Here is a 21684-nt window from a genome sequence, read left to right as displayed (position 1 = left end):
AATAATTGAGAACCAATATTTTTGAAAAAACAAAGTAGAAATTTGTATAGTAAAAGAATTTATGTAATTTTGCACTCCCTTAATTGGGAATGGAATGTTTAATTAAATACAAATTTATTGTGGAAAGTTTAAGCTACAAGACAGTATCGGCTAACAAAGCAACTTCTCAAAAAGAGTGGTTAGTAGTAGATGCTGAAGGCCAAAATTTGGGACGTCTTGCTTCAAAAGTTGCAGTACTTTTAAGAGGTAAACACAAAACAAATTACACGCCTCACGTGGACTGTGGAGACAACGTAATCGTTATCAACGCAGAAAAAATCAACCTAACAGGTAACAAATTAGACGAGAAAACTTACATCCGTCACACAGGTTACCCAGGAGGACAAAGATCATTAACTGCTAAAGAAATGCAACAAAAAAACCCTGCATTATTAATCGAGAAAGCAGTAAAAGGAATGTTGCCTAAAAACAAATTAGGATCACAATTATTCCGTAATCTAAATGTAAATGTAGGTGCTGAGCACAAACACGAAGCTCAACAACCTAAAACCGTTAATTTAAACGAAATTAAGTAATGGGAGTTATTCACAAAATCGGAAGAAGAAAAACTGCTGTGGCTCGTGTTTATGTTTCAGAAGGAACAGGAAACATCACAGTAAACAAAAAAGATTTTAAAACTTATTTCCCTACTGGAACATTACAGTACAAAGTTTTACAGCCTCTTACATTAACTGAGAATGCTGAGAATTTTGATATCAAAGTAAATGTATACGGAGGAGGAACTACAGGACAAGCTGAGGCAGTGCGTATGGCAATTGCTAGAGCGATGTGTGAAGTAGAAGTTGAAAACAGAGCAATCTTAAAACCAGAAGGATTACTAACACGTGACCCACGTATGGTAGAGCGTAAGAAATTCGGTCAGAAGAAAGCTCGTAAGAGATTCCAATTCTCTAAACGTTAATATTTACATATTATTAAAAAATCTAAGTTTTTGTTGCCCACTTGTCGAGGCAAGAGGTAGTTTAGCATCTAAATGGTCGGGACCGAATATATATTCGCTACCTTATCATTGCTAAAGTAACAGAACGTAAACTATTACAAAAATGGCAAACAAAGTAGAAGTTAAAGAATTACTAGAAGCAGGTGTTCACTTCGGACACATGACTAGAAAATGGGACCCAAATATGGCTCCTTACATCTATATGGAGCGTAATGGTATTCACATTATCAATCTATATAAAACTGCAGCTAAAATTGAAGAAGCTAATGAAGCTTTGAAAAAAATTGCTGCATCAGGAAGAAAAGTTCTTTTCGTTGCAACTAAAAAGCAAGCGAAAGACATCGTAGCTGAAAAAGCAGCTGCAGCTAACATGCCTTACATCACTGAAAGATGGCCAGGTGGTATGTTAACAAACTTCGTTACTATTCGTAAAGCTGTTAAGAAAATGGCTTCAATCGATAGAATGAAAAAAGACGGTACGTTTTTAACTCTTTCAAAGAAAGAACGTTTACAAGTTGACCGTTTACGTGCAAAATTAGAGAAGAACTTAGGTTCAATCGCTGATATGACTCGTCTACCAGCAGCTCTATTTGTAGTTGATATCAAAGCTGAACACATTGCGATTAAAGAAGCTCAAAAATTAAACATTCCGATCTTCGCTATGGTAGATACTAACTCTGACCCACGTCAAGTTGATTTCGTTATACCATCAAACGACGATGCTTCTAAATCAATTGAAAAAATATTATCTTTAGTTACTTCTGCAATTATCGAAGGTAATGCAGAAAGAAAGTCTGAAAAAGAAGACGCTACTGCGAAAGTAGAAGCTCCTAAAGCATAATTTTTTAACAATATCATAAAGTCGTTATGCGCATAGTTTTTTACATTTGTATTAGCTGTCGATAACGACTTTTTTTTTTAATTTTTTAATACAACGAACAATGGCAAATATTACTGCTGCAGAAGTAAACAAGCTTAGACAACATACAGGTGCCGGAATGATGGACTGTAAAAAAGCTTTAGTAGAGGCTGAAGGTGATTTCGATAAAGCTATCGAAGTTTTACGTAAAAAAGGACAAAAAGTTGCTGCTAACCGTTCTGACCGTGAGTCAAGTGAAGGTGTTGCAATTTCTTACGTAAACGATGATAAAACTAGAGGAGTTGTTATCACATTAAACTGTGAGACTGACTTCGTAGGTAAAAACGAGGATTTCGTTGCTTTAGCAAAAGAATTAGCTCAAAAAGCTATCAACTTCAACTCTAAAGAAGAATTCTTAGCTTCTAAATTCAACGATGCTTTAACTGTTGCTGAAAAATGTGTTGAGCAAACAGGTGTAATTGGTGAGAAAATCGAAATCGGTTCTTTCGAAGTATTAGAAGGAGCTTATATCGGTACTTATATCCACGGAAATAAAATTGCTGCGATCACTGCTATTTCAGAAGCTATTGCTAAAGCTGATGAATTAACAAAAGATATTTCTATGCAAGTTGCTTCTATGGGTGCCGAGACATTATCTTACAAAGATTTTGATCCTGAATTCGTAGCTAAAGAAACTGAAGCTCGTATCGCTGCTATCGTTAAAGAAAATGAAGAATTAGTACGTTTAGGTAAAACACTTAAAAATGTACCTCAGTTCATTTCTTATTCTCAAATCACTGACGAAGTATTAAAACAAGCAGAAGAAGATGCTAAAGCTGAATTAAAAGCTGAAGGTAAACCAGAAAATATTTGGGAAAGAATTATTCCTGGAAAAATTCAACGTTTCATCAGTGACAACACTACATTAGATCAAGAAAAAGCTTTATTAGACCAAAACTTTATTAAAGATGAGGCTAAAAAAGTTGGTGACTATGTAAAAGGTTTCAATGTTGAAATCACTGGATTCAAAAGAGCTAGCTTAGGATAATCACCTAACTATTTAGCAATATTTATTAAAGCCTCAGTACCAACTGAGGCTTTTTTTTATTACATTTACCGAACACAACTATTTTTATTATGAATTTCTTAAAAAAGAATCTGTTAATACAGATTATTATTGCTATCGGATTAGGTAGCGTGTTAGGTAACTATCTACCGGAAGAAATCGGTAGAGTATTCAGTACTTTCAATAGTATATTTGGTGACTTCTTAGGATTTGCAATTCCTCTGATCATTATCGGGCTTATCGTCCCTGCCATTGGTAATATTGGCAAAAATGCAGGTCGTTTATTGTTAATCACAACAGCCATAGCCTATGGTTCTACACTTTTTGCAGGTCTCATCTCTTATGGAGTTAGTATTTCCACATTTCCCAACTTATTAAATACAGGAGAAATGAGTCAGGTACAAGAAGCTACAAGAACCTTAAAACCGTACTTCTCCATTGAAATGCCACCATTATTTGATGTGATGAGTGCTTTAATTATCTCATTTGTTTTAGGAATTGGTATTTCTAAAAACAACCTTCAATACCTAGAAGGAGTATTTAATGATTTCCAAAAGGTAATTATGGCACTAATAAACAAGGCAATCATACCTTTCTTACCACTTTTTATTTTTGGTATCTTTTTAAATATGACTTATAATGGACAAGTATTCGTAGTACTTGACACCTTTATCAAGATTATTGGGGTTATATTTATCCTTCATATCTTTGTTTTAGTCTTTCAATACGTTATTGCAGGCATTATTGGAAAGCAGAATCCTTTTAAACTGATGAAAAATATGTTACCTGCATATTTTACTGCGTTGGGTACACAATCATCTGCCGCAACAATTCCAGTTACCCTAAAACAAACATTAGCCAATAATGTAGATCCTAAAATTGCTGGATTCACAATTCCTTTATGTGCAACTATACATCTATCAGGAAGTACATTAAAGATTGTAGCCTGTGCCATAGCTTTAATGTTAGTACAAGGAGAAGTTATAGAGTTTGGGGAAATGATAGGGTTTATTTGTATGTTAGGTGTAGCTATGGTTGCAGCACCAGGTGTTCCCGGAGGAGCCATTATGGCTTCATTAGGTGTACTAAGCTCGATTCTAGGATTTAATACAGAACAACAAAGTTTAATGATTGCACTATACATTGCGATGGATAGTTTTGGAACAGCATGTAATGTAATGGGAGATGGAGCTATTGCCATAATTGTCAATCGAATCGGACAAAACAAAGTCGCTGCTTCATAACACAATTATAATCAACCTATATATAATGCCGAGTAAATACTCGGCATTTTTTTTGAATCAAATTCTTTTCTCTTAATACTATTTAAGTATAAGATATTTATCTATATTTGTCTCACACTTTAGGGGTGTCTACACATTTGTAGGCTGAGACTCACCCTTTGAACCTGATCTAGTTCATACTAGCGTAGGGAAAAGTAAGATGACTTCACTAGTTAGGTACCTCCGTACCCTACTTTATTGTAGCCATTCCTAAAGTTGCAACTTAAACAAAAGGAATGGAACTAAAAATCAACAATCAACAAGTACATGTAGATTCGAATGTTACTAACATTCAATCCTTATTAGACAGTATACAACCAAACAAGCAGAACGGAATAGCTGTAGCTATTAATCAAGTCGTTATTGCTAAAAAAAATTGGTCTACATTTCTATTAAAGGAAAACGACACAATACTTATAATCACAGCAACTCAGGGTGGTTGATTCCATTTTTTACTTAATACTTCTAATAACTAATTAAAACAATGGGACAACAGAAAATTTCACAAACGCCTTTTCCAAATTCAAAAAAAGTTTACATCGAAGGAACACTCTTTCCAATAAAAGTAGCAATGCGAGAAATCACGTTAAGTGACACCAAGCTAAGCAATGGTCAAGTAGAAAAAAACCCTCCTATTACGATCTATGATACTTCAGGTCCGTATACAGATGCAAATATTCAAATTGATATACGAAAAGGTATCCCTCGTATTAGAGCGCAATGGATAACAGACCGCAATGATTGTAACACATTAACATCCATCACATCGGAGTATGGAAAAGCACGTCTAGCTGATGAAAAACTCGATCATCTACGCTTTGAATTTAGACATAAACCTAAAGAAGCCAAACAAGGTGCTAATGTAACACAACTACACTACGCTAAAAAAGGGATTATTACTCCAGAGATGGAATATGTAGCAATACGTGAAAATCAACGCATAGAACAGTTAAACAATGCTCCTGAAGCTATGAGACAACAACATCACGGAAATAGTTTCGGAGCAAATACCCCATTAAAATATATCACACCTGAATTTGTAAGAGACGAAATAGCTAGTGGGCGTGCTATCATACCTAACAATATCAATCACCCTGAAAGCGAGCCAATGATTATTGGACGAAACTTCTTAGTTAAAATTAACGCTAACATTGGAAACAGTGCTGTAACCTCATCCATAGAAGAGGAAGTAGAAAAAGCTGTTTGGGCCTGTCGCTGGGGAGCTGATACAATTATGGACTTATCAACAGGTAAAAATATACATGAAACTAGAGAGTGGATTATACGCAACTCTCCAGTACCAATTGGAACGGTACCGATCTATCAAGCATTAGAAAAAGTAAAAGGAATAGCAGAAGACCTTACTTGGGAAATATTTAGAGATACACTTATTGAACAAGCCGAACAAGGTGTTTCTTATTTTACCATTCACGCAGGGGTACTATTGCGCTACATCCACTTAACAGCTAATCGAGTAACAGGCATCGTATCACGCGGAGGGTCAATAATGGCTAAATGGTGTTTGTTTCACCATAAAGAAAACTTTCTTTATACTCACTTTGAAGAAATTTGTGAAATCATGAAGAAATATGATGTAGCGTTCTCACTAGGAGATGGACTAAGACCAGGATCAATAGCTGACGCAAATGATGCAGCTCAATTTGCAGAACTTGAAACACTAGGAGAATTAACTAAAATAGCGTGGAAACACGATATACAAGTAATGATAGAAGGACCAGGTCATGTCCCTATGCACATGATTAAAGAGAATATGGAAAAGCAATTACGCGATTGTGGTGAAGCTCCTTTCTATACCTTAGGCCCATTAACTACAGACATTGCACCTGGATATGATCATATCACTTCTGCTATTGGTGCAGCCATGATAGGGTGGTACGGAACAGCAATGTTATGTTATGTTACACCAAAAGAACACTTAGGTTTACCAAATAAAAAAGATGTAAAAGATGGCGTGATCACCTATAAGCTTGCTGCCCATGCAGCAGACTTAGCAAAAGGACACCCTGGTGCACAATACAGAGACAATGTACTTAGCAAAGCACGCTTTGAGTTTAGATGGGAAGACCAATTTAACCTTTCTCTTGATCCAGATACAGCAAGAGAGTACCACGATGAAACATTGCCGGCCGATGGAGCTAAAGTAGCGCATTTCTGCTCGATGTGTGGACCAAAATTCTGCTCGATGAAGATTTCCCAAGAAATTAGAGATACCGCCGAACAAGGAATGCGTCAAAAATCAGAAGAGTTTATAGATGCAGGAAAAGAAATCTATTTATAGCAGTTAATAATGGTTATCATAACTTATCCAAATGATATCAAAAATGAAGCAAGCCTTATCAATACAATGTTTGATAAAGGCTTGTCTTTATTGCATGTTCGAAAACCAGATATGTCAATCGACCAGTTATTCCACTGGATAGAAACAATCGAAACGCACCACAGGAAACGATTAGTTATCCATATACCAAAATCGGTTATCAACAATAAAAAAGGTAGTTATCAACAATATATAACACTTATCAACAACTTTAACCTTGATTATATACACTTATCAACAGTGAAAGATGAATTTATAAATATGTTTACCAGTTATATACCAAAGTTATCAACATCTGTGCATAACATATCAGAGGCTAATAACTTACCAACACAAGTAAGCAGATCATTCATCAGTCCTATTTATCCGAGTATCTCAAAGCCTGGATATCAATCGTCAATTGATTGGACAATTGAATTGCGCAAACGTACAAACGATCAACTCATCTTAATTGCATTAGGAGGAATACAACCTCAGCATATCAAAACACTTGCTAAAATAGGGGTAGATGACTACGCATTACTAGGCAGTTTATGGACGTCAATAAATCCAATCACAACCTTTGACCAATGCTTAAGTCTAGAACAGAAATACTGGATTAATCAAAGAAATACACAACAATTATGATTAACAAAATACATTATATCAGTGATGGTGACACACCACAAGAGCAATTATACCATATTGAGGCCGTATTAGCTGCTGGACAAAAATGGGTTCAATACAGATTTAAATCGGCAACTAAAACCACACTTTGGAATACAGCAGAGCAAGTAAAGAAACTGTGTGAACAATACAATGCTACTTTAATCATAAACGACCATGTTGACCTAGCAAAAGCCATCGATGCTGATGGAGTTCATTTAGGCCTAAACGATATGACTATAAAGTGCGCAAGACAAATAATCCCTAACAAAATTATTGGAGGTACCACAAATACATTTGAAGATATTTTATTAAGACATCGTGAATCTTGTGATTATATCGGTCTAGGACCCTATCAATTCACACAAACTAAGAAAAATCTAAGTCCTGTTCTAGGTCTGACAGGGTATAATAAGTTAATCACACAAACCAAAGCATTGGGTATCAATATACCTATCATTGCGATTGGAGGTATACAATTAGAAGATGTTGGAGCACTAAAACAAATGGGGGTAGACGGAATAGCTATTTCTGGATTATTACAACACATAAACGATAAGCCAATGCTAATAAAACAACTAAACAATTTACTATCATGAAAACACAAGTACTAAAAATTGCAGACAAAACTTTTCATTCACGTCTATTCTTAGGTACTGGAAAATATGGTTCTAACAGTGAAATGGAAAAAGCAACCTTAGCTTCAGCTAGTGAATTAGTTACTGTTGCATTAAAACGTATAGATACAACAACGGATACTGACACTATATTGACACACTTACAGCACCCACATATAAACCTATTACCAAATACTTCAGGAGCTAGAAACTCTAAAGAAGCCATATTTGCAGCTCAACTTGCTAGAGAAGCACTAGAGACTAATTGGCTAAAACTAGAAATACACCCAGACCCGAAGTATTTACTTCCAGATCCAATAGAAACGCTCAAAGCCACTGAAGAATTAGTTAAACAAGGCTTTATTGTTTTACCTTATATACATGCAGATCCAGTATTGTGCAAAAGACTTGAAGAGGTGGGAACCTCTGCTGTTATGCCACTAGGCTCACCAATTGGAACCAATAAAGGTCTTCGCACAATAGACTTTCTAGAAATTATAATTGAAAACAGTAAAGTCCCTGTCATCGTAGATGCAGGCATTGGATCACCTTCAGATGCTGCAAAAGCAATGGAAATTGGGGCAGATGCTGTATTAGTCAATACTGCAATAGCTGTCAATGGGAATCCAGAACAAATGGCTATTGCTTTTAAAAAAGCAGTATATGCAGGTCGATTAGCTTATGAAGCTAAGTTAGGCGCTATAACCGACAACGCCAATGCATCAAGTCCATTAACCGCATTTTTATTAGATTAACTATGTCTTTCATTAATACATATCAACAATACAATTGGGATAACGTCAAAAAGGTTATTTATAATACGACTGATAGACAAGTAAAACAAAGTCTTAGTCAATCGAATAGAACCTTAACAGACTTTCTCCACCTCATCTCTCCAGCGGCTACTCCTTACTTAGAAGAAATGGCACAATGTAGCCAACAACTAACTCAAAAAAGATTTGGAAAGACAATATCCCTATATGCACCAATGTATCTCAGCAATGAGTGTAACAATATTTGTACATATTGTGGGTTTAGCTTAGATAATAAGATCAAACGAAAAACACTTACAGCAAAAGAAATAGAGCAAGAAGTTTCAATAATAAAATCTCAAGGATATGATAGTATTCTCCTTGTAACTGGCGAAGCAAACCATATCGTCAATCTCCAATATTTCAAACAAAGTATAACTCAAATAAAACAATCCTTTTCTTCTATTTCAATAGAAGTACAGCCTTTAAAAGAAAACGAATACAAAGAACTAGCGGATATAGGCGTATATGCCGTATTAGTCTATCAAGAAACCTATCATCAAGAAGTTTATAAACAATATCATCCTAAAGGTAAAAAATCAAACTTTGAATATCGCCTAGATACTCCAGATAGAATCGGTAAGTCAGGTATTCACAAAATTGGACTAGGAGTATTACTTGGACTAGAGGACTGGCGAGTAGATAGTTTTTTCAATGCATTACACATCGATTATCTACAGCGGACCTATTGGCAAACTAAATACTCTGTTTCTTTTCCACGACTACGACCTGCAGAAGGTGTTATAGAACCAAACTTCATTATGGAAGACAGAGATCTTATTCAATTAATCTGTGCTTATCGCCTTTGGAATGAAGATTTAGAAATCTCAATCTCTACAAGAGAAAGTGAATTATTAAGAAATAATGTATTCAAACTTGGAGCAACAACGATGAGTGCTGGTTCTAAAACAAACCCAGGAGGATATAGTGTAGATGAAGACTCTCTAGAACAATTTGAAATCTGTGATAATAGAAATACGACAGAAATATACAACCTAATAAAAACAGCAGGTTATGATCCTGTATGGAAAGATTGGGACAAAACATTTTACCAACAATAAAAGGCTGAACTATGGATATAACGGATTTTTTACGGTATAATAGGCAAATGAACTTACCTGAAGTGGGAGTAGAAGGCCAGAATAAAATTAAAGCTGCTAAGATACTTGTCATAGGAGCTGGTGGATTGGGCTCGCCAATACTCACCTATTTAACTAGTTGTGGAATTGGGACATTAGCCATTATTGATCATGATATTATTGAACAGCATAATCTACATCGACAAACATTATACACAGAAGCTGAAATAGGAGAAAGCAAAACAATTATCGCTCAAAAAAAGATTAAAGAGCTCAATCCACACATACATATTATCTCATATAATGAAAAGCTGACTGAACTAAATGCAATACATCTTTTTAATCAATATGAAATAATCGTAGATGGTAGTGACAATTTCGAAACACGCTATTTAGTCAATGATACAGCCGTCTTATTAGACAAAACAGTTATCTACGGAAGTATACTTGGTTTCAAAGGTCAAATAAGCGTATTTAATCACAAAAACTCAGCTAATCTACGTGACTTATTTCCAACGCCACCCAAAAAAGAAGATGTCCAAAACTGTGCTTTAAATGGTGTATTAGGTACATTCCCAGGTATCATCGGAACTATTATGGCTCATGAAACACTTAAAGTAGTCTTAGAATTACCTTGCCTTACAAACAAATTACTCCTAATTGATACACTCACTTGGCAAACTGATTTACTTACCTATTGAATACAAATCAATAATAAAAAAACCTCTCAAATATACGACTATATCGGTATTTAGAGGTTTATCCTTTTAGATACGAAAGATACTAACGATCATACAAATACTCCATAAATACTTCTCTAGGGATTTCTACTGCTCCCAAGCTAGCTAAATGGTCGTTATACACCTGACAATCCAATAACTTATATCCTTCAGCTTCTAAATAATAACTTAAGTAAATAAAGGCTACCTTACTAGCATTAGAAACTTTAGAAAACATACTCTCCCCACAAAAGATATGACCTAAATCAATCCCATATAACCCCCCAACAAGTTCATTTCCTTGCCATACCTCAATTGATTTAGCAGCTCCTATCTCATTCAACTTACAATATGCTTCTAACATATCATCTGTTATCCATGTTCCTAGTTGTCCTCGACGTGGTACATTTTGACAATTCAACATTACCTCCCGAAAAGCGGTATTCCATGTAATACGAAAAACACCTTTACTCAAGACATTTCGCATACTCCTTGACACTTTTAATTGATCAAAAAACAAAACCATTCGAGGATTTGGAGCCCACCAAGTAATTGGCTCTCCATCTTCAAACCATGGAAAAATACCTGAACTATACGCCAACAGCAGTCGATCAACTGACAAGTCTCCCCCTAAGGCAATAATACCCGACTCATGCGTTTCATCTACATTGGGAAAATACAAGTAGTGTTCATCTAAAAGTGTTATCATATAAAAAAAGATAAAAAAATCCCTAAGATAACTTAGGGATTTTAATTTTATAAATTAGAATGGTAAATCATCGTGATCCTCTTCATTGTAACTTGAAGCAGGCGGGAATTGATTCCCCACATTCTGTTGTCCTTGTTGGTTTTGATTAAAACCTCCTTGTTGCTGTTGTTGGTTAAAACCTCCTGCATACTGTTGCTGTTGATTAAAACCTCCTTGCTGTTGCTGTTGATTAAAACCTCCTTGTTGCTGCTGTTGATTAAAACCTCCTTGCTGTTGATTAAAACCTCCTTGCTGTTGATTAAAACCTCCTTGTTGTTGCTGACCTTGTGGAGCATTTCCTCCAAAACCTTGTTCAGGAGCTTGTTGGTTATTGTAGTTTGGTTGCTCAGCTCCTAACTTTTCAATTCTCCAACCTTGAATTGTATTGAAGTATCTAGTTTCTCCTTGTGGGCTTACCCATTCTCTCCCTCTTAAGTTTATAGAAACACGCACTGGCTCACCTACTTGAAACGTATCCAATAAACCTACTCTATCTTGAGTAAACTCAATCAATATGTGTTGTGGATATTGATCTTCAGTAGTTACTACTACCTCTCTCTTTCTAAAGCTTGAGCTTATATCTTGTGTATGTCCTATCAACTTGATTCTTCCAGTAACTTCCATCTTTTAAATATTTTCCTCGTTTTTAATTTACTATTTTGCCAATATAGTTTTCCATGCCAAAGGTACATTATTTTCTTCTAAATACTTTTTAGCAAGCTTAAATTTATCAACTATACTTCCTGATTGCAATATATGCATTAATTCATGATTTGACTCTACAAACACTTGAATTTCTTCCTCTATAGGCAGCACTTCTACGTTTCCTAATATTCCTAAATCATTACCCGTAAAAACCCCGCTAACTATTGCTTCTTGAGGAATTACACCTACTCCTAAACCTAATGTTGTTAATGGTTTTTCTACTTCAAACATCCCCATATTTGCTCGTGAATACCAATTACCCCCCATACGAGAAACTAAATCTAATTTTTTTTGGTCAATTTTTCCTTCACTAGTCAAGATTTCTTCTGAAACGTGTATTTTCACCACTTCACAAATTACTAAGTTTCCTGCTCCTCCTTCATTCCCTAATCCTATCACTTCGTGAACCTTACATTCAAATTGAACAGGACTCTCCTTTACACGAAATGGACGTACCTCATCAGAAGCTAACATTGTGAAACCAGCCATTTCAAACTCATTAACTCCATCTTTATATTCTGTACTTGACAATGATGTTTGTTGGACAATATCAAAGGTTACAACATTAATCACAACCTGCATTGTTGCTTGCACATTAAACAATGTGTGTTTACAACTGTTATCACGTACCCTTCTCGATGGAGAAAAGACTAATATTGGAGGATTTGCGCTAAATAAATTAAAAAAGCTAAATGGTGATAAATTAGGTCTTCCATCTGCATCAACAGTACTAGCAAGTGCAATTGGTCGTGGACCTACTGAACTTTGCAATAAGCCTTGTAATTCTACAACGCTTATATCATTAGGTTTTATAGTTTTCATATTTTCCATTTCTAAAGTAGTAAATTTACAAAAGCTTTTAGAAATGAAAAATTTTATACAATTACAATTCAAAAAACACCTTTTTCGTTTTATTTATATACTTTTATATGCCTTAATTACTAAGAATTGAACAATAAAAAGGAAATAATTCGCTGGTTACTTGTCACTGCTGCATTCTTTACGCTAGTAGTCATCTTATGGAATACGTATTCTTTCTTTCAGATGTATAAAGAAGAAGAACGTATTAAAATGAATATTTGGGCAGAAACAACAAATACTTTATATAATGCAAAACTAAGCGATACTAGCCTAAGTCTGTCTTTGCTTATTTTGACGGAAAACAAAACTATTCCCATCGTTCAAACAACTGAAAATGACAGCATACTCTCTTTTATTAATGTTGATGAAAAGATTGTAAACAATCCTAAAAAAGCTAAAGAGTATTTGCGTAAACTCAAAGCGCAAAATGACCCTATGGAAGTTATTATTGGGGATGAAGTACAATACTTGTATTATGGTAACTCATCTTTATTGACCAAATTGAAATACTATCCTATCTCTTTAGTGTTAGTCTTTCTCTTTTTCTCAATTCTAATTTTCAACTTTTATCGTAGTCACAGAAGTGCTATGCAAAACAAACTTTGGACAGGAATGGCTAAAGAGACCGCTCATCAAATAGGAACTCCCCTATCCTCCCTACTCGGTTGGATAGAAATTATGAAACTTGAAAATGTAGATGAACAAATAACTTCTGAAATTTATAAAGATGTTTCCAGATTGCAAACGATTGCTGACCGATTTTCAAAAATAGGTTCAAAACCACAATTAACGCTTCACGACATCGTAGAAGAGACAAAAAAAACATTTGAATATCTAAGCCCCCGAAATTCAAAACAAATCGAATACACTACTCATTTCCCTAATTATCCTATACTAATCCCTATCAATAAGGAACTACATAGTTGGACAATAGAAAATCTCATCAAAAATGCTATAGATGCTATGAGAGGAAAAGGAAAAATAAGTATTCAAGTACAGGATACCCCTAAAGTTGTAAATATATTTATTACCGATACGGGTAGTGGAATACCTAAGAAGTTACATTCCAAAATTTTTGAACCTGGATACACAACTAAAAAACGGGGTTGGGGATTAGGATTATCACTAACCAAGCGAATTGTAGAACAATTTCAAAATGGAAAAATTCGTGTACATCAATCTGAAATTGGCAAAGGAACAACCTTTTGCATTACTTATAAAAAACCAAAAGGTCAGCACTAATGATGCTGACCTTTTTACGTTATAGTATTTACTACACCCTATAGCGATTCTTTAATTGCATTTGCAACTTCTTCGAACTCACTCGGTGTTAATTTCTCCTTCTTAGTAAAACGCATATCATCCATCTCTTGTAATGGAATCAAATGTACGTGAACATGAGGTACCTCAAGCCCTACCACAGCCATACCAATACGTTTACAAGGCACTGCCGTCTCTAACGCTTTTGCTACTTCACGTGAAAACTTCATTAGCTCTACATAATGATCTTCTTCCATATCAAAGATCTTATTAATCTCTTGTTTAGGAATGCATAATGTATGTCCCTTTGCATTTGGATTAATATCTAGAAAAGCTAGAAACTTATCATTCTCAGCAACCTTATATGCAGGTATTTCTCCGTTGATAATCTTTGTGAATATTGAACTCATACTATTTTAGTTTTTGATTAGTCTCTACTAATTTCTAAAATCTCAAAATTAAGTATTCCATTTGGAACTTTAATCTCCGCAATGTCTCCTACAACTTTTCCTAGCAATCCTTTTCCAATAGGTGATGTCACAGATATTTTACCTGTTTTCAAATCTGCTTCACTTTCTGCTACTAGCGTATATGTTAACTGCATTCCATTTGCTTGATTCTTAATCTTAACTTTTGATAACACCAATACCTTTGAAGTATCTAATTGTGATTCATCAATTAGTCTTGCACTAGCAACTACTTCTTCTAATTTAGCAATTTTAAGTTCTAATAAACCTTGCGCTTCTTTAGCCGCATCGTACTCCGCATTCTCCGATAAATCTCCCTTGTCTCTAGCCTCAGCAATTGCTTGAGAAGCCTTCGGACGCTCAACACTTTTTAACTGCTCCAATTCGTCTTTCAATTTCTTTAAACCTTCTGCAGTATAATACGAAATCTTACTCATAATTAATGATTTATATAAATAGAAAAAATCCCATAACTACGGGATTTCTTACAATATTGTACTTATTTTACGTTTCTATATTTTAATCTTTTGTGTTTGAACACTAGGTCAAAGTTAATTAATTATATTTGTTTTACAAACATTTATACAATGAAAAAGACATTAATGCTTTTTATCACTATACTCTCAATGATTGGCTGTTCCAAGAGCGATATTAGCAACTCAAACCCTTATTTACCTAGCCAAAGTGTAAATGTATCTGTTCCATTAGTATTTGCTAATGACCTACGAATTGCCGGTGGCGTATATTATAATTATACTATCGGTTATGGAATATCTGGTTTGGTTATTTATTCAGTAAACGGTATGGATGAATATACTAGCTATGAACTAACTTGCCCTAATCATCCTATCCAGCCTGATGGTAGTTCTATCCTTAGTCCAGATCCAAAACAAAAAACATTTTTTTATTGTAGGGCAACTCATTTACACAATGGAGAAAAAGTGTATTACGACGTGGCTACGTGGGGAAGACCTATCAATCAAAAGCTTCAATATGCACTAAAACCCTATCCCACAAAACGTGTAGGTGACAATATTGTCATACGGTACTAGATATAAAAAAGAGAGGTAATACTTAATATCACCCCTCTTTGACTAACTTATAACTGTTTCAATTTACTTAAAACTTAATCGTCACACCTCCTAAGATGTTAAACTCTGCTTGTGGATAATATCCCGCTCCATCATACATCGTATTACTTCCTCCGTCATATGCAGTCCAATAATACCCATTAGATATATATTTAGTATTAAATATATTATTTGCTAATACTGAAAGCTGTATTCCTTTAACCCATCCTTTGATTGGGAACTCATAGTTTACACTTAGATCATTAACAAAATAGGAGTCTAACTTTGAGGTTTCTGTTTCAATGTTCGACATATATTGTTCACCCACAAACTTAGTCAACAAGGAAACACTCATGCCTTTCATTGGTAAATATGTAATTGCATTCGATGCTACAAAATCAGGAGAAAAAGCAATTGATGTATTGCCGAAATTTTTCATCTCTCCTGCCCAAGAATAATTCAAATTTCTATTCTTATTACTGCTAATTGCTATACTTGGCGACCAATGTAATTGATCTAATACACGAACATTAGCATCTATTTCTAACCCTAAACGGTAACTATCCGCAATGTTCTCTCTCACATTAGCTCCGACATCATTAAGCTGACCTGTTAAGACCAATTGATCTTTGTACTTCATATAGTACGCATTAACGTTGATCTCTGCTCTATCTCCTTTATATCTCCACCCTAATTCAAAATCATCTAATTGCTCATGCTTAGGCATAACGTTTTTTTGTCTCTCTTCATAGTCCGTACGATTAGGTTCTCTATTAGCACGCGCATATGATAAGTAAAATTGATTAGCCGCATCTAACTGATAGATAATCCCTGCTTTAGGATTAAAAAAATTAAATTGCTCATTGACTAATCCAGTATCTTGTCCATTTGCTTCATAAGTTACACGTCTATATTGCAAATCTCCATATAAATTCCATTGATTAGCAAACTGCCAATTCGCTTTCGTATAGAAATTCATATCTGTTTTCACTGAATGATCTCTATAATACTCTTGCTTATATTTATAATCTACTGGTTCTTTTACCCATAAAATATCTCCAAAGTGATCTCCTTCATACTTATTTGCAGCACCTCCTAAAATTACACTGATTTTATCTCCAGTATAATTTGCATTAAATACCATACCATAAAAATGGTTATCTAAAAACTTACGACGGATCAAATCACTCTCTTCTATCATTGTTCCATTACTTCCCGCCACTGGTTTTAATCCATAAGAGCCTAAATCTTGACCACGTTTATAATTCTCATAAAAACCAAAACCTTTAGTATAGTGTAAAGATACATTTGACGACCAAAGATCTGACCACTTCTCACTCCAGTGCAATTGATAATGATCTTGTCTGTAATTATCCGTCTCATTATCGTAAAACTGTACTTGACCATTTTCGTCTTTATACTTACCAGCTGAATTATATCGACGACCAAATTCATCAATTTCTTCTTGACTAACTCCATTCCACGCTTGATATGTCTTTTGATTTCCACCAAAAACTAGTGCTTTTACTAATGACGTTTTTCCTAAATACGCTCCTTGTAAGAAATAAGATTTCATTCGAGACGATGCACGGTCAATATATCCATCTGATTTCATATCAGACAAACGTCCTGCTATTTCAAACTTATCATTGATAAGACCAGTACTAAACTTAACGGTCGACTTGCGCGTATTATAACTACCAAAAGAGTTTGCTATCTCTCCTGATGCATCATAGGCGTAATTATCAGTGTTTAAATTCAAACTAGCACCAAATGCTGCTGACCCATTTGTTGAAGTTCCTACCCCACGTTGCAACTGAATATTCTGCACCGAAGAAGTAAAGTCAGGCATATTTACCCAAAATGTACCTTGAGACTCTCCATCATTATAAGGAATACCATTCAAAGTTACATTTACACGTGTAGCATCAGTCCCTCTAACACGAAAACTAGAGTATCCTATCCCATTACCAGCATCAGTTGTACTCACTACAGAAGTCATATAGGACATCATCGTAGGAATATCTTGCCCTAAGTTTCTCTTAGATAAAGCAGATTTAGATAAGTTTTCAAAAGCGATTGGATCTTTCTCAGTCACACGAACAGAAGATACAAGGATCTCGTTTAATGCGGTAGTCTTTAGCGTATCTACTGCTTGCTGTTCTTGAGCTACAGCAGTCGTTGTAGCAATTAATCCTAAAAAGTAGATAGGATGAAGTAAAGTTTTTTTCATTCGTAAAAAATTTACAAATAAAAGGGGCAATTATTTTTTATTACTAATAATTACACATTGTCCATTACAGCATAGAATTACTGTATTATCCCTTGGCAGCATTACCCGCCCAGGTTCTATGGGTATGATCTCAGCCGTACGGCACCCCTTTGAGATTTTGTTTTGCAAATATAGTTACTCTTCACCAATTTACAAGCCTTAATGATTCCTTTATAATACGGGGTTCTACCCCATCTAAACTAACACCTAAAGCACTCGTTTACGCAAGGCCTTTTTGAGAGACATCTTCACTTTTGTTTCCTTGCGTTTATTAATCACACTTTTCGGAACCTTCGTCTCTTTTCTAACTTTATCAACTTTCAAACTCTTCGCAATTAAATCAAACAGTTTATTGATGACAAGCTCCTTATTTTTCACTTGACTACGTGTCGTATCTGTCTCCAAAATGAGTATTCCATCCTTGTTAATTCGATTTTTTAATCGCTCTAATAATAGTACTTTCTCCTCTTCTGTTATTCCTACAGATTTTTGACAATTCCAAGATAAAACAACTTTAGACGACACCTTATTTACGTGTTGTCCACCTGCTCCTCCACTGCGAACAGCCTTAAAGTTCAATTCTTGTTCTATTATTTTCTTTTTCATTTTTCAAAATTTTATACCACGATATATAAGCCATAATTGCTAATACAGTAAATATAGCAAATTGTACAGCGATGATACCTAGTCCTCTATAAGCATATAATGGTACGGAAATCAAATCCGCAAAAATCCACAATGTCCAGTTCTCAATCTTTTTCAGAGCCATATAATACATCCCTGTAAAGAAAACTCCTGATGTAAATATATCAATATAATTTTCAGGTTTTATCTCATTTCCTACTAGGGTATAAACCCCATAAATGACCATCAAGGTCAATAGAAAAACACCAATACCAATCCACTTTTCCCTCGCATTGGTTCTACTGATTTTCAACGTATCCCCTTCTCCTGTTGATCGCGACCAATTATACCAACCATATACACTCATGATAGAATAATATCCATTCAAAATCATATCACCTAAATAGCCAGCTATGTATAATAAATACACACTAATAATCGTTGCGATAATCCCTGTCGGATACACTAATATATTTTCCTTACCCGCATACCAAACGCTCAAGATTCCAAAAATAAACACGATACATTCTAAAACAACCTGTGTCAGGGTAGCCTCTTTATAGACACCAAAAAAAAACTCAAACATGTCTGCCTTCTTTACATAAAAAAACCACATTATAGCTATAATGTGGTTCAAATGTATGACTAATATTTTTCTTTATTAACTATTTCTATTCATTAAAATTCTCAAGATATACCAGAACAATAACATTAAAGAAGCAAACAAAGACAATGCAGCTGCTACATATTGATCTGCTGCAAACTCATTTTTTATCTGCCAAGTATTGTATAAAATAGAGATTGACGCCAATCCTACCATTGCTAGAGAAAACCAAAGCCCTAACTCAAAACCAAACAACATACCTGCTACAATAACTCCTAATGCTAAAAATGATCCTATAATCATCACTGATCGCAAAAACGAAAAGTTAGCATTTGATCCGAATACTACTCCAGTCAATCCACCAAATAATGCTAAAGTTAGAATACCTGCTTGTGATATTAAGCTTGTATCACCAGTCTGTGCCATAGCCATCACTAAAAGTGGTACAAAAATAAATGCTTGTGCTAATACATACAATGCATAACCCGCATATTGTTTTGGCTTACTAGCCGAATTATAAGCTAAACTTTGTGCAAACCAAGTCACCCCCATAAAAGCCCCCAATACAATCAACCATGAGTATTTCCCTGATAGTATAAATGACATCATTCCATTGACTACGACAGGCGTGTTTAACAATACTAATTCAAAAACAATAAACATTAACACCCCTAATGCTAAGTTAGCATACGTCTTCTTATAAAACTGTGCTCTTACCGCATCTGATTCATCTGCAACTGGTGTTGCATACCCTAAATTATTTTCCATATCCATTTAATATTTTGACGAAATTACAAAAAATACGAACAGATAAAACACTAATCCTTCCTTACTACAGCATATACTAATAAAAAGCCTTCAAGTTTAACAGTATAATAACTAAAACGCTGTGTAAAAGCAGCCTGACCTACCTCACTAAAACCATTCAAATCAACAGACATATCCTCTTTAAAGCTTAGACTGCGAGAATCACACATTTTAAACATTGCTTCTTTCGCGCACCAAATCTCTGTTAACTCTTCAATATTATTCAATGGATTAATCATTTCTAACTCCTCAAAACGGCAAAACTTATTCGCTATTCTAATGATTTTCTCTCTTATTTTTTCAATATCTATACCGACTACCTCATTGCCTATTATAATAGTCGCATAATCAAAAGAATGCGAAATCGAAATTGCCATTCCATCATTCAAATACGGTTTTCCACAAGCATCATAGCTCAAATCTAAATCTGAATACCCACATGCTATAAGCAAGTGTCGAATTGCCAAAAAACCTTTTTGATGTACTTCTGACTTCATGCTTATCAAGCGCTCTTGTGTCTCTTCTCTTAATACAAGACCTTCTCTCAACTCTTCAAGTGTCTCTTCAACCTTCCAGATGCAAATTGTAGTTGTCTTACTATGGTCTATTGTTTTATATAATGGCATGCTTATAATCAAATTAAATCCACAAAAATAACCATTTAAAAATTACTACATATACCAAATACCTAAAGAAGAGTCTGCCTTCCACTTCCTAAAAATAAAAAACTAAACTGACTAATCTTTAAAAAACGATTAACAAATCAATTTAAAATACTATTGTGTAGACCTTTTCGGGGTATTAACAGGAGATCGTTTTATATTTTTCGAAAATCCATTATTCATACTATTAAATTATTAGTATAAGACTTAATAAGGAAACAATTTTTTTTTATAAACAAATACATTCTTTTAGTGCATAGTAACTTCAAAATAACAGTATTTGTTGCCAAGCTACTGCTATATGTACAGTATCCGTGCAGTTTACGAGCCCAGGAGTACTTCCTTGGCAAGCAAAGTGCACGTATTCTCCAAGCATTGGTCAAGAAAGCATGTAAAAAAACTGTCCATAAGTATATAATCAATTGCAACAACCTGATCAATATAAAAATAGAATGCTAACTAAAGTATTAGATAGCATTATTTATGAATATCTGCTTGAAGTGAGAAGAAAGCCAAGTTAATAATTCCCTAACGAAATAACATAGAACTACTTTTTTGAGGACTATAAATAGATATAATAGTAAACGAAGGTATATGTCTAATTTCTGCTATTTAAGTCTATTCATTACAGCCAATGAAATAATCAAATAAAAAAGTAGCCAATGGGCATTGGCTACTTTTTTATTTGATTATTTCGATCTTTTAAGTATTAAAAGAAAGCATGAATCTATATTGCTTACTTTTGTTTACTAAGTAAATCTCTAATTTCAGTCAATAATTCTTCTTGTGTCGGTCCAGCTGGTGCAGCAGGTGCCGCTACTTCTTGTGCTTTTTCTTCTTTTTTGCGTAGTTTGTTAATTCCTCTAACCATTAAGAATACAACGAAAGCAAGAATAGTAAAGCTTACCACTTCTGTAATAAAGCTACCATAAGCAAAGATTACTGCATTTTCCACTGCTTTAGCCTCCTTTAATGGGCTACCTGGCTCTACAGCTCCTTTTAATACCACATATAGATTGGTAAAATCTGGCGTTCCAATAATTCCAGATACCAAAGGCAAGATTACATCATTTACAGCACTAGTAACAATTTTACCAAATGCTCCTCCAATGATTACTCCTACAGCTAAATCCATTACGTTCCCTTTAACAGCGAACTCTTTAAACTCTTTTAAAAATCCCATAAA

Annotated in this window: 25 protein-coding genes and 1 riboswitch; of the genes, 14 read left to right on the top strand and 11 right to left on the bottom strand. The window is 34.6% G+C overall.

Annotation, left to right across the window (positions count from 1 at the left end; translation table 11 throughout):
• Positions 1–119: 119 nt before the first annotated feature.
• The 12 genes from rplM to GJV77_RS06190 all read left to right on the top strand — a co-directional run bounded on the left by rplM (position 120) and on the right by GJV77_RS06190 (position 10400).
• Entirely contained in the window at positions 120–575 is a 456-nt protein-coding gene (gene rplM, locus GJV77_RS06245; protein ID WP_162521576.1) for a 50S ribosomal protein L13, read from the top strand.
• A complete protein-coding gene (gene rpsI, locus GJV77_RS06240) occupies positions 575–961 on the top strand; it encodes a 30S ribosomal protein S9 (protein WP_155035523.1) in 387 nt (128 codons plus the stop codon). The genes rplM and rpsI overlap by 1 nt, the downstream gene beginning before the upstream one ends.
• A gap of 142 nt (positions 962–1103) precedes the next feature.
• Positions 1104–1841: a 30S ribosomal protein S2 gene (gene rpsB, locus GJV77_RS06235; RefSeq protein ID WP_155035522.1), complete on the top strand. Its 738-nt coding sequence runs from the start codon at positions 1104–1106 to the stop codon at positions 1839–1841.
• 100 nt (positions 1842–1941) lie between these two features.
• Complete coding sequence (tsf, locus tag GJV77_RS06230) at positions 1942–2907, top strand: translation elongation factor Ts (protein WP_155035521.1); 966 nt, start codon at positions 1942–1944, stop codon at positions 2905–2907.
• A gap of 89 nt (positions 2908–2996) precedes the next feature.
• Positions 2997–4169, top strand: a complete 1173-nt coding sequence (locus GJV77_RS06225; protein WP_155035520.1) for a dicarboxylate/amino acid:cation symporter — start codon at positions 2997–2999, stop codon at positions 4167–4169.
• Positions 4170–4280: 111 nt separating this feature from the next.
• A riboswitch (TPP riboswitch) is annotated at positions 4281–4377 on the top strand.
• A gap of 67 nt (positions 4378–4444) precedes the next feature.
• A complete protein-coding gene (gene thiS, locus GJV77_RS06220) occupies positions 4445–4651 on the top strand; it encodes a sulfur carrier protein ThiS (protein WP_155035519.1) in 207 nt (68 codons plus the stop codon).
• Positions 4652–4692: 41 nt separating this feature from the next.
• A complete protein-coding gene (gene thiC, locus GJV77_RS06215; protein WP_155035518.1) occupies positions 4693–6507 on the top strand; it encodes a phosphomethylpyrimidine synthase ThiC in 1815 nt (604 codons plus the stop codon).
• 9 nt (positions 6508–6516) lie between these two features.
• The gene (locus GJV77_RS06210; RefSeq protein ID WP_155035517.1) at positions 6517–7173 is read left to right on the top strand and encodes a thiamine phosphate synthase; all 657 of its coding nucleotides are present in this window, start codon (positions 6517–6519) and stop codon (positions 7171–7173) included.
• A complete protein-coding gene (locus GJV77_RS06205; protein WP_155035516.1) occupies positions 7170–7790 on the top strand; it encodes a thiamine phosphate synthase in 621 nt (206 codons plus the stop codon). Before GJV77_RS06210 ends, GJV77_RS06205 begins: the two co-directional genes overlap by 4 nt.
• Positions 7787–8563 (top strand): thiazole synthase, encoded by a 777-nt coding sequence (locus GJV77_RS06200; RefSeq protein WP_155035515.1) that lies wholly within the window; start codon positions 7787–7789, stop codon positions 8561–8563. Before GJV77_RS06205 ends, GJV77_RS06200 begins: the two co-directional genes overlap by 4 nt.
• 2 nt (positions 8564–8565) lie before the next feature.
• Positions 8566–9681, top strand: a complete 1116-nt coding sequence (gene thiH, locus GJV77_RS06195; protein WP_155035514.1) for a 2-iminoacetate synthase ThiH — start codon at positions 8566–8568, stop codon at positions 9679–9681.
• An 11-nt stretch (positions 9682–9692) separates the two neighbouring features.
• The gene (locus GJV77_RS06190) at positions 9693–10400 is read left to right on the top strand and encodes a HesA/MoeB/ThiF family protein (protein WP_155035513.1); all 708 of its coding nucleotides are present in this window, start codon (positions 9693–9695) and stop codon (positions 10398–10400) included.
• Between the two features lie 82 nt (positions 10401–10482).
• Here the strand turns inward: GJV77_RS06190 and aat are convergent, their stop codons facing one another.
• From aat to GJV77_RS06175, 3 genes are read right to left on the bottom strand one after another with little or no spacing between them, the layout of a single operon-like run.
• Entirely contained in the window at positions 10483–11127 is a 645-nt protein-coding gene (aat, locus tag GJV77_RS06185; RefSeq protein ID WP_155035512.1) for a leucyl/phenylalanyl-tRNA--protein transferase, read from the bottom strand.
• Between the two features lie 54 nt (positions 11128–11181).
• On the bottom strand, positions 11182–11790 hold the full coding sequence (locus tag GJV77_RS06180) for a DUF3127 domain-containing protein (protein WP_155035511.1): 609 nt from the start codon (positions 11788–11790) through the stop codon (positions 11182–11184).
• 30 nt (positions 11791–11820) lie between these two features.
• On the bottom strand, positions 11821–12693 hold the full coding sequence (locus GJV77_RS06175; protein ID WP_155035510.1) for a flavin reductase family protein: 873 nt from the start codon (positions 12691–12693) through the stop codon (positions 11821–11823).
• Between the two features lie 126 nt (positions 12694–12819).
• Here GJV77_RS06175 and GJV77_RS06170 point away from each other — a divergent pair, with 126 nt between their 5' ends.
• Positions 12820–13974 (top strand): sensor histidine kinase, encoded by a 1155-nt coding sequence (locus GJV77_RS06170; RefSeq protein ID WP_155035509.1) that lies wholly within the window; start codon positions 12820–12822, stop codon positions 13972–13974.
• Positions 13975–14012: 38 nt separating this feature from the next.
• On the opposite strand, the gene GJV77_RS06165 is transcribed toward GJV77_RS06170, so the two are convergent.
• On the bottom strand, positions 14013–14402 hold the full coding sequence (locus GJV77_RS06165) for an HIT family protein (protein WP_155035508.1): 390 nt from the start codon (positions 14400–14402) through the stop codon (positions 14013–14015).
• Between the two features lie 17 nt (positions 14403–14419).
• Positions 14420–14896: a transcription elongation factor GreA gene (greA, locus tag GJV77_RS06160; RefSeq protein ID WP_155035507.1), complete on the bottom strand. Its 477-nt coding sequence runs from the start codon at positions 14894–14896 to the stop codon at positions 14420–14422.
• Between the two features lie 150 nt (positions 14897–15046).
• Here greA and GJV77_RS06155 point away from each other — a divergent pair, with 150 nt between their 5' ends.
• Positions 15047–15511 (top strand): hypothetical protein, encoded by a 465-nt coding sequence (locus GJV77_RS06155; protein WP_155035506.1) that lies wholly within the window; start codon positions 15047–15049, stop codon positions 15509–15511.
• A gap of 67 nt (positions 15512–15578) precedes the next feature.
• Here GJV77_RS06155 and GJV77_RS06150 read toward each other — a convergent pair whose 3' ends face one another.
• From GJV77_RS06150 to mscL, 6 genes are all read right to left on the bottom strand, one after another.
• Positions 15579–17762: a TonB-dependent receptor gene (locus GJV77_RS06150; protein WP_155035505.1), complete on the bottom strand. Its 2184-nt coding sequence runs from the start codon at positions 17760–17762 to the stop codon at positions 15579–15581.
• Positions 17763–18008: 246 nt separating this feature from the next.
• Positions 18009–18407 (bottom strand): alternative ribosome rescue aminoacyl-tRNA hydrolase ArfB, encoded by a 399-nt coding sequence (gene arfB / locus GJV77_RS06145; RefSeq protein WP_155035504.1) that lies wholly within the window; start codon positions 18405–18407, stop codon positions 18009–18011.
• Positions 18370–19011 (bottom strand): nicotinamide riboside transporter PnuC, encoded by a 642-nt coding sequence (pnuC, locus tag GJV77_RS06140; RefSeq protein ID WP_155035503.1) that lies wholly within the window; start codon positions 19009–19011, stop codon positions 18370–18372. Before pnuC ends, arfB begins: the two co-directional genes overlap by 38 nt.
• 75 nt (positions 19012–19086) lie before the next feature.
• Positions 19087–19797 (bottom strand): Bax inhibitor-1/YccA family protein, encoded by a 711-nt coding sequence (locus GJV77_RS06135; RefSeq protein WP_377087317.1) that lies wholly within the window; start codon positions 19795–19797, stop codon positions 19087–19089.
• A gap of 50 nt (positions 19798–19847) precedes the next feature.
• Positions 19848–20462 (bottom strand): 4'-phosphopantetheinyl transferase family protein, encoded by a 615-nt coding sequence (locus GJV77_RS06130; RefSeq protein ID WP_155035501.1) that lies wholly within the window; start codon positions 20460–20462, stop codon positions 19848–19850.
• 772 nt (positions 20463–21234) lie between these two features.
• Positions 21235–21681, bottom strand: coding sequence for a large conductance mechanosensitive channel protein MscL (gene mscL / locus GJV77_RS06125; RefSeq protein WP_155035500.1), 447 nt, complete (start codon positions 21679–21681; stop codon positions 21235–21237).
• Between the last annotated feature and the right edge of the window lie 3 nt (positions 21682–21684).

The sequence above is a fragment of the Myroides pelagicus genome (assembly GCF_009711055.1).
Taxonomy (GTDB): domain Bacteria; phylum Bacteroidota; class Bacteroidia; order Flavobacteriales; family Flavobacteriaceae; genus Flavobacterium; species Flavobacterium pelagicum.
This window is presented reverse-complemented; position numbering and strand designations above follow the sequence as displayed.

What these genes read in the sequence shown, in the direction of transcription:
- rpsI (WP_155035523.1), top strand. Translation starts at nt 575, where the DNA reads ATGGGAGTTATTCACAAAATCGGAAGAAGAAAAACTGCTGTGGCTCGT.
- rpsB (WP_155035522.1), top strand. Translation starts at nt 1,104, where the DNA reads ATGGCAAACAAAGTAGAAGTTAAAGAATTACTAGAAGCAGGTGTTCAC.
- tsf (WP_155035521.1), top strand. Translation starts at nt 1,942, where the DNA reads ATGGCAAATATTACTGCTGCAGAAGTAAACAAGCTTAGACAACATACA.
- GJV77_RS06225 (WP_155035520.1), top strand. Translation starts at nt 2,997, where the DNA reads ATGAATTTCTTAAAAAAGAATCTGTTAATACAGATTATTATTGCTATC.
- thiS (WP_155035519.1), top strand. Translation starts at nt 4,445, where the DNA reads ATGGAACTAAAAATCAACAATCAACAAGTACATGTAGATTCGAATGTT.
- thiC (WP_155035518.1), top strand. Translation starts at nt 4,693, where the DNA reads ATGGGACAACAGAAAATTTCACAAACGCCTTTTCCAAATTCAAAAAAA.
- GJV77_RS06210 (WP_155035517.1), top strand. Translation starts at nt 6,517, where the DNA reads ATGGTTATCATAACTTATCCAAATGATATCAAAAATGAAGCAAGCCTT.
- GJV77_RS06205 (WP_155035516.1), top strand. Translation starts at nt 7,170, where the DNA reads ATGATTAACAAAATACATTATATCAGTGATGGTGACACACCACAAGAG.
- GJV77_RS06200 (WP_155035515.1), top strand. Translation starts at nt 7,787, where the DNA reads ATGAAAACACAAGTACTAAAAATTGCAGACAAAACTTTTCATTCACGT.
- thiH (WP_155035514.1), top strand. Translation starts at nt 8,566, where the DNA reads ATGTCTTTCATTAATACATATCAACAATACAATTGGGATAACGTCAAA.
- GJV77_RS06190 (WP_155035513.1), top strand. Translation starts at nt 9,693, where the DNA reads ATGGATATAACGGATTTTTTACGGTATAATAGGCAAATGAACTTACCT.
- aat (WP_155035512.1), bottom strand. Translation starts at nt 11,127, where the DNA reads ATGATAACACTTTTAGATGAACACTACTTGTATTTTCCCAATGTAGAT.
- GJV77_RS06180 (WP_155035511.1), bottom strand. Translation starts at nt 11,790, where the DNA reads ATGGAAGTTACTGGAAGAATCAAGTTGATAGGACATACACAAGATATA.
- GJV77_RS06175 (WP_155035510.1), bottom strand. Translation starts at nt 12,693, where the DNA reads ATGAAAACTATAAAACCTAATGATATAAGCGTTGTAGAATTACAAGGC.
- GJV77_RS06165 (WP_155035508.1), bottom strand. Translation starts at nt 14,402, where the DNA reads ATGAGTTCAATATTCACAAAGATTATCAACGGAGAAATACCTGCATAT.
- greA (WP_155035507.1), bottom strand. Translation starts at nt 14,896, where the DNA reads ATGAGTAAGATTTCGTATTATACTGCAGAAGGTTTAAAGAAATTGAAA.
- GJV77_RS06155 (WP_155035506.1), top strand. Translation starts at nt 15,047, where the DNA reads ATGAAAAAGACATTAATGCTTTTTATCACTATACTCTCAATGATTGGC.
- GJV77_RS06150 (WP_155035505.1), bottom strand. Translation starts at nt 17,762, where the DNA reads ATGAAAAAAACTTTACTTCATCCTATCTACTTTTTAGGATTAATTGCT.
- arfB (WP_155035504.1), bottom strand. Translation starts at nt 18,407, where the DNA reads ATGAAAAAGAAAATAATAGAACAAGAATTGAACTTTAAGGCTGTTCGC.
- pnuC (WP_155035503.1), bottom strand. Translation starts at nt 19,011, where the DNA reads ATGTTTGAGTTTTTTTTTGGTGTCTATAAAGAGGCTACCCTGACACAG.
- GJV77_RS06135 (WP_377087317.1), bottom strand. Translation starts at nt 19,797, where the DNA reads ATGGAAAATAATTTAGGGTATGCAACACCAGTTGCAGATGAATCAGAT.
- GJV77_RS06130 (WP_155035501.1), bottom strand. Translation starts at nt 20,462, where the DNA reads ATGCCATTATATAAAACAATAGACCATAGTAAGACAACTACAATTTGC.
- mscL (WP_155035500.1), bottom strand. Translation starts at nt 21,681, where the DNA reads ATGGGATTTTTAAAAGAGTTTAAAGAGTTCGCTGTTAAAGGGAACGTA.